This window comes from Natronospira proteinivora (assembly GCF_024170465.1).
Taxonomy (GTDB): Bacteria; Pseudomonadota; Gammaproteobacteria; order Natronospirales; family Natronospiraceae; genus Natronospira; species Natronospira proteinivora.
This window is the reverse complement of the sequence record NZ_JALJYF010000001.1, coordinates 649354-662731: the sequence shown is the minus strand read 5'-3', so window position 1 is coordinate 662731 and position 13378 is coordinate 649354. Positions and strand designations below refer to the sequence as shown.

Annotated in this window: 14 protein-coding genes; 4 read left to right on the top strand and 10 right to left on the bottom strand. The window is 59.9% G+C overall.

The genetic code is table 11. The features are described 5' to 3' along the window. Positions 1-8: 8 nt before the first annotated feature. The 4 genes from sdhA to J2T60_RS03140 are packed head-to-tail and all read right to left on the bottom strand — an operon-like array spanning position 9 to position 2830. Entirely contained in the window at positions 9-1799 is a 1791-nt protein-coding gene (gene sdhA / locus J2T60_RS03155) for a succinate dehydrogenase flavoprotein subunit (RefSeq protein WP_253445316.1), read from the bottom strand. A 5-nt stretch (positions 1800-1804) separates the two neighbouring features. Continuing rightward, a complete protein-coding gene (gene sdhD / locus J2T60_RS03150) occupies positions 1805-2167 on the bottom strand; it encodes a succinate dehydrogenase, hydrophobic membrane anchor protein (RefSeq protein ID WP_253445313.1) in 363 nt (120 codons plus the stop codon). Between the two features lie 14 nt (positions 2168-2181). Beyond that, positions 2182-2580, bottom strand: coding sequence for a succinate dehydrogenase, cytochrome b556 subunit (sdhC, locus tag J2T60_RS03145; protein ID WP_253445310.1), 399 nt, complete (start codon positions 2578-2580; stop codon positions 2182-2184). 46 nt (positions 2581-2626) lie between these two features. Continuing rightward, positions 2627-2830, bottom strand: a complete 204-nt coding sequence (locus J2T60_RS03140; protein WP_253445307.1) for a DUF1674 domain-containing protein — start codon at positions 2828-2830, stop codon at positions 2627-2629. A 157-nt stretch (positions 2831-2987) separates the two neighbouring features. Here J2T60_RS03140 and ygfZ point away from each other — a divergent pair, with 157 nt between their 5' ends. The 3 genes from ygfZ (at position 2988) to J2T60_RS03125 (ending at position 5458) form a co-directional block, all read left to right on the top strand. Continuing rightward, on the top strand, positions 2988-3932 hold the full coding sequence (ygfZ, locus tag J2T60_RS03135; protein WP_253445304.1) for a CAF17-like 4Fe-4S cluster assembly/insertion protein YgfZ: 945 nt from the start codon (positions 2988-2990) through the stop codon (positions 3930-3932). A 102-nt stretch (positions 3933-4034) separates the two neighbouring features. Next, positions 4035-4472, top strand: a complete 438-nt coding sequence (locus J2T60_RS03130; protein ID WP_253445301.1) for a hypothetical protein — start codon at positions 4035-4037, stop codon at positions 4470-4472. 158 nt (positions 4473-4630) lie between these two features. After that, on the top strand, positions 4631-5458 hold the full coding sequence (locus J2T60_RS03125; protein WP_253445299.1) for a universal stress protein: 828 nt from the start codon (positions 4631-4633) through the stop codon (positions 5456-5458). A 66-nt stretch (positions 5459-5524) separates the two neighbouring features. Here the strand turns inward: J2T60_RS03125 and lysS are convergent, their stop codons facing one another. The 4 genes from lysS to J2T60_RS03105 form a co-directional block, all read right to left on the bottom strand. Further along, positions 5525-7033: a lysine--tRNA ligase gene (lysS, locus tag J2T60_RS03120; protein WP_253445296.1), complete on the bottom strand. Its 1509-nt coding sequence runs from the start codon at positions 7031-7033 to the stop codon at positions 5525-5527. Positions 7034-7091: 58 nt separating this feature from the next. Further along, a protein-coding gene (gene prfB / locus J2T60_RS03115) for a peptide chain release factor 2 (RefSeq protein ID WP_253445293.1) occupies positions 7092-8199 on the bottom strand; the annotation gives its coding sequence in 2 pieces (ribosomal slippage) (positions 7092-8114 and positions 8116-8199; 1107 coding nt in all). A 103-nt stretch (positions 8200-8302) separates the two neighbouring features. Continuing rightward, positions 8303-10051, bottom strand: a complete 1749-nt coding sequence (gene recJ, locus J2T60_RS03110; RefSeq protein WP_253445290.1) for a single-stranded-DNA-specific exonuclease RecJ — start codon at positions 10049-10051, stop codon at positions 8303-8305. After that, entirely contained in the window at positions 10048-11091 is a 1044-nt protein-coding gene (locus J2T60_RS03105) for a hypothetical protein (protein WP_253445287.1), read from the bottom strand. Before J2T60_RS03105 ends, recJ begins: the two co-directional genes overlap by 4 nt. A 25-nt stretch (positions 11092-11116) precedes the next feature. Here J2T60_RS03105 and J2T60_RS03100 point away from each other — a divergent pair, with 25 nt between their 5' ends. Continuing rightward, positions 11117-11500: an Mth938-like domain-containing protein gene (locus J2T60_RS03100; RefSeq protein WP_253445284.1), complete on the top strand. Its 384-nt coding sequence runs from the start codon at positions 11117-11119 to the stop codon at positions 11498-11500. A gap of 26 nt (positions 11501-11526) precedes the next feature. On the opposite strand, the gene rpoS is transcribed toward J2T60_RS03100, so the two are convergent. Further along, positions 11527-12510: an RNA polymerase sigma factor RpoS gene (rpoS, locus tag J2T60_RS03095; RefSeq protein ID WP_253445281.1), complete on the bottom strand. Its 984-nt coding sequence runs from the start codon at positions 12508-12510 to the stop codon at positions 11527-11529. A gap of 49 nt (positions 12511-12559) precedes the next feature. After that, complete coding sequence (locus J2T60_RS03090) at positions 12560-13321, bottom strand: peptidoglycan DD-metalloendopeptidase family protein (RefSeq protein ID WP_253445278.1); 762 nt, start codon at positions 13319-13321, stop codon at positions 12560-12562. Between the last annotated feature and the right edge of the window lie 57 nt (positions 13322-13378).

Sequence of the window (13378 nt, the reverse complement as noted above, 5' to 3'; positions counted from 1 at the left end):
CGGGTTGATCAGTAGGTCCGCGCCTTGGGCGGAATCACATCGATTTCATCGGTCAGGGTGTTCATATGCACCGGACGGTAGTCCAGGTCCACCCCACCCTTGCCGTCGTACCAGGCCAAGGTGTGCTTCATCCATTTGTCATCGTCCCGCTCGGAGAAATCCTCGCGAGCATGGGCACCGCGACTTTCCTGGCGATTCACTGCCGACTGAATGGTGGCCATGGCCTGGCCCAGCAGGTTATCCAGCTCCAGGGTTTCCACCAGATCGGAGTTCCAGACCAGGGAACGGTCGGACACTGAAACATCTTCAAAGGACTTGATGGTTTCCTTGAGCTTGTCGATGCCCTCCTGCATCACCTCGCCAGTACGGAACACCGCGGCGTGGTTCTGCATGTTCTTCTGCATTTCCAGCCGGATGTCGGCCGTCTTGCGGGAACCATCAGCATTACGCAGACGATCCAAGCGTTCCAGGCAGGCCTCGCCGGCATCCTTGGGCAGGGGCTTGTGGGCCTGGCCCGGCTCCACCAGCTCGGCACAGCGGTCGGCCACGGCGCGACCGAAGACCACCAGATCCAGCAGGGAATTGGAGCCCAGACGGTTGGCCCCGTGCACGGAGACACAGGCGGCCTCGCCGGCGGCCATCAGACCCGGCACTGCATAATCCGGATTGCCGTCTTTCAGGGTCAGCACTTCACCATGGTAGTTGGCGGGAATACCGCCCATGTTGTAGTGCACCGTGGGCAACACGGGAATGGGTTCCTTGGTCACATCCACCCCGGCGAAGATACGGGCGGTTTCCGCAATACCCGGCAAACGCTCGTTAATCACATCCGCACCCAGGTGTTCCAGGTGCAGATAAATATGATCCTTCTCCGGCCCCACCCCGCGGCCTTCGCGAATCTCGATGGTCATGGAACGGGAGACCACATCCCGGGAGGCCAGGTCTTTGGCGTTGGGCGCGTAGCGCTCCATGAAGCGCTCACCCTCGGAGTTGGTGAGATAGCCGCCTTCCCCTCGCACCCCTTCGGTAATCAAGCAACCCGCACCGTAGACGCCGGTGGGATGGAACTGAACGAATTCCATGTCCTGCAGGGGCAATCCGGCCCGCAACACCATGCCGTTGCCGTCACCGGTACAGGTATGGGCGGAAGTACAGGAGAAATAGGCCCGGCCGTAGCCGCCGGTGGCCAGGATCACGGTATGGGCCTGAAAACGATGGATGGTGCCATCCTGGAGGTTCCAGGCCATTACACCCCGGCAGTTGCCCTCCTCATCCATGATCAGGTCCAGCGCAAAGTATTCGATGAAGAACTCAGCATGGTTGCGCAGGGCCTGCTGATACAGCGTATGCAGCATGGCGTGGCCGGTGCGATCGGCGGCGGCGCAGGTTCGCTGGGCAGTACCTTCACCAAAGTGCGTGGTCATGCCACCGAAGGGGCGCTGATAGATTTTGCCCTCTTCCGTGCGGGAGAACGGCACACCGTAGTGTTCCAGCTCGATCACCGCCTTGGGCGCTTCCTTGCACATGTACTCAATGGCATCCTGGTCCCCGAGCCAGTCGGAGCCCTTGACCGTGTCATACATATGCCAGCGCCAATCGTCCTCACCCATATTCCCCAGCGAGGCACTGATGCCCCCCTGGGCGGCCACGGTATGGCTGCGAGTGGGGAAAACCTTGGTGATGCAGGCGGTGGAGAGATTCTTCTCCGCCAAACCCAAAGTGGCACGCAGGCCGGCGCCACCGGCACCCACCACCACAACGTCGTATTGATGATCGATAATCTCGTAGGCCTTCGACATGGAATTCAGGCTCCGAAAGCAACACGCAGCACGGCCACGATGGCGGCGGCTGCGAGGAAAAAGTGGACAAAACGGGACAGAATCAGGGCGGCCAGGCGTGACCCCTTGCTGGACACATAATCTTCAATGACCACCTGAACACCCAGTTCCGAGTGGTAGAACAGGCTCACCAAAAACACCAGCAGCAGCACGGTGACCAGGGGGTTGCTGATCCATTGCTGCACGGTGGCGAAGTCCGCACCGATCATGCTGACCAGGGAGACAATGAACCACACGAACAAGGGGATCAGGGCGATGGCCGTGAGCCGCTGGACCAGCCAGTGATGCACGCCGTCCTTGGCAGAACCCAGACCGCGGGCTTCTTTCAAAGGCGTTCTCAAACTCACAGTGCACCTCCGTCAACCAAATAAGCCGCCACCCAGGTGACCACCGTCAGAATAATGGCCGCCACAACCGCCAGATAGCCGGACAGGCGGGCCTGGGACAACTCCAGACCCTGGCCGGCATCCCAGAAAAGGTGGCGAAGGCCATTGCAGAAATGGAAATAAAAGGCCAGCGTCCAGGCAAACAACAGCAAACGGCCGGGCCAGGAGACAATCAGGCCCTGGGCGGTGGCATAGGCCGCTTCCCCCGCCGCTATCGAGACCAGCCAATAAACAAGAAAAATGGTCCCAATCGTCAGAAACATGCCGGTCATGCGGTGCGTAATGGACAGCGCCATCGTCCACATAAAACGGTAAATCTGAAGATGGGGTGAAACCGGCCGGTTTTGTGCCGCCATGCGAGTCACCTCGATTGAATGTATGAACGTTTTCCCAGGGACGGAATCAGAAATCCGAACAGCGCCCCTTTACTTCCCAATCACCATAGCGGGTCGGCTCGGGCCCTTTGGGGCCGCCGATCTCCGGAATCCGTTCTACCTGGGAATCCCTTTCATGATCCGGGGAGTCAGGCGCCGCCCTGTCCGCGCCCTTGGATGCTTTGGAGGGTGGGTTACTGTTTTCTCGATTGTTCGTATCCCTTTGGGACATCAGCCCTCCAACAGGCAATCCGGCAAGATGGTGTGATGCGTTCCGAAAAAGATGGTCTGGCCAGGCCGGGGAAACACCGAAATCCCTCGCCAACCCCTTTCCGAAGACCCTTGTATTCTATACGCTGAGACGCCCTTGGCAAACCCGAGCGACTGATATGCACGAGAACACTCAAAGCCGAGAACAATGGATGGAGCAACTGCGCGGCTTCGGCGCGGTCATCGAGGGCGGCGAAATAAGTCGCTTTGATTCGGAACCGGGCCAGCCGCCCATGCTCACCCCCCTGCTCCACCTGGCCTGCTTGGAAATCAGCGGCGAGGATGCGGAGGCTTTTCTGGACGGGCAGTTCAGTGCCGCCATTCGCCAGCTGAGCGCCGGCCATTGGATTCTGACGGCCTGGCATGATCCCAAGGGCCGGGCCCGGACGCTGCTCCATGTTCAACGCCATGCCGAGGGCTACACCTGCCTGATGCCCCGCACCCTGATGGGCGAAATCCTGCCCAAGCTGCGCATGTTCGTGCTGCGCTCCAAGGTGACCATTGACGATCTCAGTGCTCATAAGACAGTACTCGGCGTTCATAGTCCCGAGCAGCAGCGTCCCGATGGTTTTCAGCCCCTAAGCGGCGCGCCGGACTGGGCCTTGGCCTGCGCCGGCTTTGATGAAATTGCCGGAAGCTGGGAACGGGCCCGGGCAGCAGGCTTCGAGCCAGCCGGTTACGCCGCCTGGAGAAGACAGGAAATCCTGACCGATATCCCCAGCCTGAGACCCGCCACCAGCGGCCGCTTCCTGCCCCAGTTTCTGGGCCTGGAACGCTTCGAGGGCCTGAACTTCAAGAAAGGCTGCTACATCGGCCAGGAAGTGATTGCCCGCACCCATTACCTGGGCAAAGTGAAGCAGTATCTGGCCAAGGCCAACTGCCCAGAAGCACCGGAACCCGGTTGTGATGTGCGTGATGGCGATGGACGCCGCCTCGGCCATGCCCTGGACGGGGCCCCGACCGAGGAAGGTAGCTGGCTGGTCCAGTTGGTAATTCGCCAGGACAAATCCCAGCAAGGCCTGCATCTGGACCAGGCAGGCAAACCGGCCCTGGAACTGGCCTGACAAGCACCTAAAGTTCTCCCTCCAATGGCCGTTACAGGGATCAATGTCAGCAATCCTTTGGGCAACGGTCCTTGGCCAGCCAGAACACATCGGGGGGAGATGATGAAGGAAGCGAATCTGAGCCGGAATCAGTGGCCGAGCCTACCGCGGGCGGATGGTGGCCTGTTTCGGGGCATTTCCCGGGCCGGGCGATGCTTCCATCACATCCCCCTGGATGATGTGGCAGGCCTGATTGGCGAAATGCTCCGGGATGACTATGGCACCGTCATTTCGGTAACCGTGCGCCTGGACCCGCTTCAACCCAGCTTGGCCACCGTGGCCACCGGAGAAATCCCAGACGCCTGGATGCCCTATGACCACGGCTACTCCCCACAGCTCACGGATTACCTGAAGGCACTGGCCCAACTGGTCCGGGAAGGCGAGGAGACGGAGAATCCCCAACAACTCCTGGCCCATGTGGAGGGCTGGTTCGCCCTGACCTCCCGCAGAACCATGAAACTGCCCCTGGATCGACGCCGTTTCCCCGCCCTGGCCTACTGAGCACCCATCCCGGCCCTTGTCATGCCAGCGAATGACCCAGATCAAATAGGTCTTGAAATACCTTGGTAATGTACCCATGTCATCATGATGTACAGTAAGGAAAGGTCGCCGGCGGAAGCACGCTGGCCGACACGTTCAAAATAACCAAGGAGACCTCAATGTACGAAAGCGCCCTGATCGCCGTGGACTTCTCCCGTTCCAGCTTGCCCATGCTTAAGCGTCTCGGCTACATGGAGAGAATGGGCGTGAAGAAGGTCGTATTGGCCCACACCAAGCCCACTGCCAGCGGCAGCGGAGGCGACGGCCCGAAACTCAGCTCTAAAGAACTCAAGGAAAAACTCGCCGAGCATGCCGAGGTTCTGGCCGGGCAGTTTGAAGTGGAAACCCGGCTGATGTCGGGGGATCCAGTGGAGCAAATTCTGACCCTGGCCAAGGATGAAGACCTGGACCTGATTGTGACCGGATCCCGGGCCCACAGCCCAGCCAAGCGACTCCTGATCGGTAGCACGGCCTCCGGGCTGGTGCGCAAGGCTGATCGCCCCCTGTTGCTGGAAGACGTTCGGGATGCAGATGAGGGGGAAGATAATGTCCCCCGCCGTGACGGCCCCACCCTGCTGGCCACCGACGGCTCCAGTGCGGCCGAAGCCGCCGAGAAGGATGCACTGCAGATGCTGGGTAAGGACAAGCACCTGCGGGTCATCACCGTCAGTTCCAGCAACGACATTGCCCGGGCTTGGCGCCGCCTGGAACGGATCACCGAGTCTGCGGAGAAAGCCGGTGTCCGCCTGGTGCGTAGTGTGGACCTGGGGCGAGCGGAACATGTCATCCCCCAGATAGCCGCCGCCGAACGGGCCTCGCTGATCATCACCGGTCGCCGGGGTCGGGAAGGCGTCCGGGGCGTCCGCGTGGGCTCCACCGCCGAGAACATCTGCCGCAACGCCAACCGCCCTGTTCTGCTGGTACCCGGCAAGGAACAGAAAGGCTGACACTCCCCAAACGATTCGCCTTGAAGCCCGGCAGCCTCTCCAGCTGCCGGGCCTTGGCATGCCTGATCAGCCCTCCCTGTCCGCCGCAACTTCCGGGCGCATCAGAGGAAAGAGCAAAACATCGCGAATGGATGGTGAATCGGTGAACAGCATCACAAGCCGATCGATACCGATCCCCTCGCCTGCCGTGGGCGGTAGACCATATTCCAGGGCACGTACAAAATCCGCATCGTAGAACATGGCTTCATCATCCCCTGCTTCCTTGGCTTCAACCTGTTCCTTGAAGCGTTCGGCCTGGTCCTCTGCATCATTGAGCTCGGAGAAGCCATTGGCCAGCTCACGGCCACCAATGAACAGCTCAAAGCGTTCTGTAAGGAAGGGATCATCATCCTTGCGCCGGGATAGGGGCGAGACTTCGGTGGGATAATCAATGATAAAAGTAGGCTGGATAAGCTGATGTTCGCCAGTCTTTTCAAACACCTCGATCTGCATCTTGCCCGGCCCCCAGTTATCTTCCACCTGGATGCCCAGCTGTTCGCAGAGCCCGGCCATGTAATCTCGATCACGCAGACGATCCGCTTGCACCCCATCCACAAAGCGGATTATGGCGTCTTCCACGGTCAAACGTTCGAAATCCTTTGAGAAATCATACTGCTCACTCTGGTATTCCACGATGTCATGGCCATTGATCACCTCGGCCAAGGTGCGGAACAGACGCTCTGTCAGATTCATCAGGTCATGGTAGTCGGCATAGGCCTGATAGAACTCCATCATGGTGAATTCCGGATTGTGGCGGGTTGAGACACCCTCATTCCGGAAGTTGCGATTGATCTCATAGACCCGGTCCATGCCACCCACCACCAGACGCTTGAGATACAGCTCGGGGGCCACTCGCATATAGAGAGGAATATCCAGGGCGTTGTGGTGGGTCTTGAAAGGCCGCGCGGCGGCACCACCGGGAATGGACTGCATCATGGGGGTCTCCACCTCCATAAAGCCGGAGGCGGTCATGAAATCCCGAATGGCCTGGACCAGGCGAGTCCGGGTCTTGAAGGTTTCCATCACCTGCCGGTTCATAATCAGATCCAGATAGCGCTGGCGGTATCGGGTCTCCTGATCCTGCAGGCCATGGAACTTCTCCGGGAGCGGGCGCAGGGACTTGGTGAGAAGCTGAATATCCTCCACCTTCACCGACAGCTCACCGGTCTTGGTCTTGAACAGGGTCCCGGTGGCACCGACGATATCGCCCACATCCCAGCTCTTAAACTCGCTGTTGTAATAGCCCTCGGGCAGGGCATCCCGCTGGACAAACAACTGGATACGGCCACTGCTGTCCTGCAATTTCGCAAAACTGGCCTTGCCCATGACCCGCTTTTCCATCATCCGTCCGGCCACATGGACCTGAATCTCACCGCCTTCCAGGGATTCATTGCTACGCTCGCCATAAAGGCCATGTAACTCTTCGGCCAGAGAATCCCGCCGAAAATTGTTCGGGAAAGCCCGACCGCTGTCCCGCCAGGCGTTGAGCTTCTCGCGGCGATGCTGGACGAGCTTGTGTTCCTGATCCTGACTCATGGGCCGAGACTCCTCCGGGCCGAATTATTGGGAATAATGGATTAACGAATACCGGCAATTACAAACCTTTCTTCAGGCTGGCTTGCAGGAAGGGATCCAGATTGCCATCCAGCACGCCCTGAGTATTGCCAATTTCCACGCCGGTACGCAGGTCCTTGATGCGGGATTGATCCAGCACATAGGAGCGGATCTGACTGCCCCAGCCGATGTCCGACTTGCCCTCTTCCACCGCCGCCTGCTTTTCCCGCCGCTGCTGCATCTCGTGCTCATACAACTTGGCCCGCAGCTGATTCATAGCCGTGGCCTTGTTCTTGTGCTGGGAGCGCTCCGTTTGGCACTGGACTACAATGCCGGTGGGTTCATGCACAATCCGCACCGCCGACTCGGTGGTGTTCACATGCTGGCCACCGGCACCACTGGCGCGATAGACGTCAATCCGCAGATCCGAAGGATCCACTTCCACATCAACGGTCTCATCAATCTCTGGTGATACGAACACAGCAGCAAAAGAGGTATGCCGGCGATTGCCGGAATCAAAGGGGGACTTGCGCACCAGGCGGTGCACGCCGGTTTCCGTGCGCAACCAGCCGAAGGCGTATTCACCCTCGAACTTGATGGTGGCACTTTTGATCCCGGCTACATCTCCGGCAGAACACTCCATCAGACTCGTCTTGAAGCCCTTCTGTTCCCCCCAGCGCAGGTACATGCGAAGCAGCATTTCCGACCAGTCCTGAGCCTCGGTGCCCCCGGAACCGGCCTGAATATCCATAAAGGCATTATTCTCATCCATCTCTCCCGAGAACATGCGACGGAACTCCATGGCTTCCACGATCTTGGCCAGGGAATCCAGCTCCGCAGGGAGTTCCTGGAGGGTGTCGTCATCGCCCTCTTCCCGGGCCATGTCGAACAGCGCTTCCGCGTCTTCAATCCGCTGGGTGCCGTCTTCCAGGCGTCCCACCACTTCGGCCAGACGGGCCCGCTCCTGACCCAGGGCCTGGGCCCGGTCCGGATCCTGCCAGACTTCAGGCACTTCCAGCTCCCGGGTAACCTCGGTCAACCTTTCCTTGCGCCCAGCGTAGTCAAAGATACCCCCTCAGCGCTTCGATGCGCTCCTTGAGGTCATTGATCTGGCGGTGAATCAGATTGCTTTCTACGGCCTCGGACACGGTCTCACTACTCCAAACTGAAGGTTGGGATAAACGCGCCTATGCTACACGATCAGACTTCCGGCATGAACCGCGAAACGTAGGCTGCAGCCCACGCGGGCAATCATATCCGCTCGATATGTTTGATCAGAAGCTGGGGACGGCGAAGCCCCCGCCATTCGTTTACATCCAGGCTGTAGGCAATCCGGATACGCTCCGGCAGGGCATCCAGCCAGAAGGGATCCGGATTGAAGGCAATGGCATCAATGGGGGTGGCCACATCGGGATGCTGGAGACGGCATTTGAGATGGCGTTCCCCGACAATCCGCTGTTCCAGCACGAAAAACTCGCCATCGAACAGGGGCTCGGGAAACCCCTGCCCCCAGGGTCCGCCCCGGCGCAGCTGCTCGGCCAGTTCCAGAGAAAACTCATTGGGCGCCAATTCACCGTCACTGAGAATGACCCCGGCCAGCTTGTCAGCATCGGCTCGCTGGGCGACGCCGGACTGAAACGCCTCGCGAAAACGGGACAATCCCTCCGGCGCAAGGGTCAAGCCGGCGGCCATGGCATGGCCACCAAATCGCTCAATCAAACCCGGGTGGCAGGTGTCGATATCGGCCAACACATCCCGGATGTGAATCCCCGGCACCGAACGCAAGGAGCCCTTGAGAGAGCCGTTCTCATTGCGCGCAAAGGCCGCCACCGGCCGGTGAAAACGCTCTTTCATCCGCGAGGCCACCAGCCCCACAATCCCGCTGTGCCAGTCGGGCTGGTAGAGGGTCAGGCCTTCCGGCAATCCCTGGCTGTCCGGCAATTTGAGCCGTTCGATGGCCCGCTCGGCCTGGGTCTGCATGGATTGCTCGATATCCCGCCGTCGATGATTCATGGCGTCCAGGGCCATGGCCCCTTCCCAGGCCCGGTCCGCATCCTGACACAGCAGGGTCTCAATGCCGTGGGACATATCATCCAGACGACCCGCCGCGTTAAGCCGGGGGGCGACGGCAAAGGCCAGATCGGAGGCGGCCAGGTCGGCCCGATTTCGGCCGGCCACGCGAATCAGGGCATCCAGCCCCGGCCGTAACCGACCGCTTCGGATCCGCTGCAGCCCCTGATGCACCAGCAGGCGGTTATTTCGATCCAGGGGCACCAGATCGGCCACCGTGCCCAGGGCCACCAGATCCAGCCATTCGGCCAGGCGCGGCTCACTCAGGCCACGCTCCTGGAAGGCGCCCTTCTCCCGCATATAGCGGCGCAGGGCCAATAGAAGATAGAAAACCACCCCCACCCCAGCCAGGTTGGGGCTGGGAAAATCACTGCCGGGCAACACCGGATTCACGATGGCCTCGGCCTCGGGCAGGTTTTCCCCCGGCAGGTGGTGATCGGTGATCAGAACTTCCATACCCAGGCGCTTGGCTCTGGCCACCCCTTCGATACTGGAGATGCCATTGTCCACGGTAATGATCAGCGTGGGCGATTGTTCCGCGGCCACATCCACCAGTTCCGGTGACAGGCCATAGCCAAACTCAAAGCGGTTGGGGACCAGGTAATCCACCTGGGTGGCACCAAAACCCTCCTTGAGGGCGGACAGCAGCAAGGCCGTGCTGGTGGCCCCATCGGCATCGAAATCACCGACGATCAGAATACGGCCCTTGCGCAAATGACGGAACAGAACCCGGACGGCGTCGGACAGGCCGGCCAGGGAGTCGGGGCTGGCCAGCTGATCGGTGCTGTAACGCAACTCGCTCTCGCTCTGGATACCGCGGGCAGCATAGACTCGCCGTAGCACCGGATGCCCCACGCCGGACAAGCCCCGGAGGGTATCCACAGAACGGCGTCGAATCCGGCTGGCATATTCAGGGGGCTGCGAGCTCATTGAGTAGACTCATCCGAGGTCTGATCCAAAGTCACCGTCAGCCAATACCAGAGGGGACGGGAGCGGCGCCAAAACCGCCAACCCATGGACGGAGCATAGCGGACTCGACCCAGGCGACCCAGATTCAGTAACAGGGATTGACCATCGGCCAAGGCCGGCAGCAGCCAACGGTTTTCAATATCCGCCAAGGCCGTTTGCCATGCCGGTCCATCACCGTGGCGGGCCGGAATCGCGGGCTGATCCAAGCGGACCAGATTGCGCTGCCCGGCCCGGAGTTTCCATTGATCATAGTCCCCGGGCACCGCATGGGCCGTCGCCGACTGCCAACGGGCCAGGCCCCGGTGAAGGGGGTCGTCGCTGAAAATGGTCAAACCGTCATGGGGCTCGGCTGGGGGCAAACGGCCGCCGCCCCAGGGCCAAACGCCGCTGACCGTCCACTGCCCACTGGCTGCCCGGGCCTGATTGACCGGGTGCTCGTGAAACAGCATCTGGGTTTCGTTCATCAATTGCGCCAAGCGTTGGCAATCCTTCCCCCGGGGCATGAAATGGGCAATATTGCGGCCCGTAACCTCGTCCACCGGCGTGGTCTCGCCCTCTATAGTGGAAGCGCATCGCAGGTACCAGCGCCCCGGAGCGGGTGTCTTGAGCAGGAAACCGTCCGCCTGAAAATGACCGTTGAAAGTCTCCGCCAGTTGGCGGGCCTCCTCGTCGCTCAGGTCCAGGGCCGAGGCATCCCACAGCAATAGAAAGTCCTGGTCCGGGCGCAAATGAACGGGATCGGCACGCAGCCAGAAGGCATCGGCAGGATCTTCACCCTCCCCCAGCAAAGCCAGGGGGGCCGGTGACGGTATCTGGGGAATCGAGGGGCCTGGCGCCAGCCATTCCCCACGCGACAAAACCCGCGCAAAGGCCGGCCAATGGGGCGCCTGCTGCGCCAGATCCTCCACCAACAGGCGGCTGGATTCCAGGCTGCCGGACAAATCCAGGGTCAATACACTGGGAGCAGACTCTTGGGGGCTGTTAGACTGATGGGCTGTCACGGCAATCCGGGAGTGGTCTCGAGCAATGCGCGTTGAAAAAGACTTTTTGGCCGACGACACCCGCCAGATCATCCGGGGCTACGAACCGGGTCAGGTGCGAGTGAACGATCATGTTATCACGCAAAGCTTTGTGCTGACGCCCACACGGACGGACACCAGCTGGCGTCCGGAGCGCTTCGAGGACCTGCAAACCGGGGACTTCGATGCCCTGATCCAGAATCAACCGGAGCTGATCCTGCTGGGCACGGGGTCGGAAAACCGCATTCCCCCGCAGGAAATTCTGGCTCATGTTCTAGGGCAAGGCATTGGTCTGGAATTCATGGATACCGGCGCGGCCTGCCGGACCTTCAATGTCCTGGTGGCCGAGGAAAGACCGGTGGTGGCTGCCATGCTGATGATTGAGAAATAAACCCAAACCGGTGATCGGCTGCTGGATTATTCAAACAGGGATTCTTCCGAGAGACCTTCCTTCTCCAATAAACGGCGCAGGCGCTTGAGGGCATCCATCTGGATCTGCCGGACCCGTTCCCGGGTCACGCCGATACAATTGCCCACTTCCTCAAGCGTGGCTTTTTCAAAACCGTTAAGGCCGAATCGGCGTTGAACCACTTCCCGCTGTTTTTCCGTCAATCGGCTCAACCAGACATCCACCACCGAGTAAAGGTCCTGGTCCTGGAGCATTTGGAAGGGATCACTCTCCCCGTCATCCGGAATGGCATCCAGCAGGGAACGGTCACCGTCCTTGCCGATGGGAGTATCCACCGAGGCGATCCGTTCGTTTAAACCAATCATCTTTTCCACATCTTCCAGAGGCTTGCCCATGTGCTCGGCCACTTCCTCGGCCGTGGGTTCCCGGTCCAGTGTCTGGGTCAGCTTGCGAGCCGCCCGCAAATAGAGATTGATTTCCTTGATCACATGGATGGGCAGGCGGATGGTGCGGGTCTGATTCATGATGGCCCGCTCGATGGTCTGGCGGATCCACCAGGTGGCGTAGGTGGAGAAACGAAAACCCCGCTCTGGGTCAAACTTCTCAACGGCGTGAATCAAGCCCAGATTGCCTTCCTCAATCAGGTCCAGTAACGGCAATCCACGATTGTTATAGCGGCGGGCAATCTTTACCACCAGGCGAAGATTGCTCTCGATCATGCGCTTGCGAGCGGCCTCATTGCCGGCCAGGGCCTTGCGGGCAAAATAGACTTCTTCTTCCGGGGTCAGGAGGGGGGAGAAACCGATTTCACTGAGGTACATCCGAGTGGCATCCAGCTGCTCCTCGGGAAAAGCACTCGGCGTGGCAGCCAAATCCACATCGTTGCTTTCGGCCCCGCCCAACGGCTGCCCAAAGGATGGCTCGGCCTCTTTCAGATCGGAAGGCTTGGTCTTGACGGCCTCGTCGGCGTCTTGTGAGTACCGTACCCCCATAACTCCCCTCACTGGCTCAGACACTGTCAGACATCATGCCTGCAAGTCATCAAGGAAGATAGCCCTCTGGATCGACGGCTTCCCCTTCGGAGCGGATCTCAAAGTGCAGCATGGAACGGTTGCCTCTTCCAAGGCCAACACGTCCAATACGCTGCCCTTCATCCACTTCATCTCCTTCTTCCACCAGAATCTCCCGGTTGTGCCCGTAAGCACTTAGGAAGATATCATCATGCTTGATGATAATAAGCTTACCGTATCCGATCAGTCCACTGCCCGTATAGACCACGCGTCCCGAGGCTGCGGCATTAACTGCGGTGCCCTCCTCGGCAGCAATCTGAAGCCCTGTGTTCCGGCTGCCTTCACCGAAGCGGTTGATAATATCCCCCTCCACTGGCCAGGCCCAGTTGATATCGTCGCGACGTTGCGGTGGCTCGCTGGGCGTAGAGGGCTGCGGGGACTCGGGCTCAGCTCCGTTTCCGCCATCGCCGTCACGCTCACTGCGAGCTTGAGAACCGCTGGTATCACGCGAGGCAGAGACAGCACTGCTGCTTTGGGTGCGACTTACATGGGGAGCAGCACGTTCACTGAGGGCCAGTTCATCGCCCGGAAAAATCAGATAGTTCTGGCCTATGTCATTCCATTCCGCCAGTTCACGGTAATCCAGATCATGATCAAAGGCGATGGAATACAGGGTATCCCCTTCCTGGACGGTGTAGCTCTGCTCTTCCCAACGCAGGGCACCCGAACAAGCCGCCAACAAAATCGCCGGCAGCAGGATAAAGGCAATGCAGTGAAAGGGCCGCTTGGGCATGGTTTGATCAGGCACCGTGGCTGTCTGGTCCCTCAAGGCTACACCAGGGCCATTGCC

Bases quoted from the DNA above. Each gene is read 5' to 3' on its own strand.
- sdhA (WP_253445316.1), bottom strand. From the start codon at position 1,799: ATGTCGAAGGCCTACGAGATTATCGATCATCAATACGACGTTGTGGTG.
- sdhC (WP_253445310.1), bottom strand. From the start codon at position 2,580: ATGGCGGCACAAAACCGGCCGGTTTCACCCCATCTTCAGATTTACCGT.
- J2T60_RS03140 (WP_253445307.1), bottom strand. From the start codon at position 2,830: ATGTCCCAAAGGGATACGAACAATCGAGAAAACAGTAACCCACCCTCC.
- ygfZ (WP_253445304.1), top strand. From the start codon at position 2,988: ATGCACGAGAACACTCAAAGCCGAGAACAATGGATGGAGCAACTGCGC.
- J2T60_RS03130 (WP_253445301.1), top strand. From the start codon at position 4,035: ATGAAGGAAGCGAATCTGAGCCGGAATCAGTGGCCGAGCCTACCGCGG.
- J2T60_RS03125 (WP_253445299.1), top strand. From the start codon at position 4,631: ATGTACGAAAGCGCCCTGATCGCCGTGGACTTCTCCCGTTCCAGCTTG.
- lysS (WP_253445296.1), bottom strand. From the start codon at position 7,033: ATGAGTCAGGATCAGGAACACAAGCTCGTCCAGCATCGCCGCGAGAAG.
- recJ (WP_253445290.1), bottom strand. From the start codon at position 10,051: ATGAGCTCGCAGCCCCCTGAATATGCCAGCCGGATTCGACGCCGTTCT.
- J2T60_RS03100 (WP_253445284.1), top strand. From the start codon at position 11,117: ATGCGCGTTGAAAAAGACTTTTTGGCCGACGACACCCGCCAGATCATC.
- rpoS (WP_253445281.1), bottom strand. From the start codon at position 12,510: ATGGGGGTACGGTACTCACAAGACGCCGACGAGGCCGTCAAGACCAAG.
- J2T60_RS03090 (WP_253445278.1), bottom strand. From the start codon at position 13,321: ATGCCCAAGCGGCCCTTTCACTGCATTGCCTTTATCCTGCTGCCGGCG.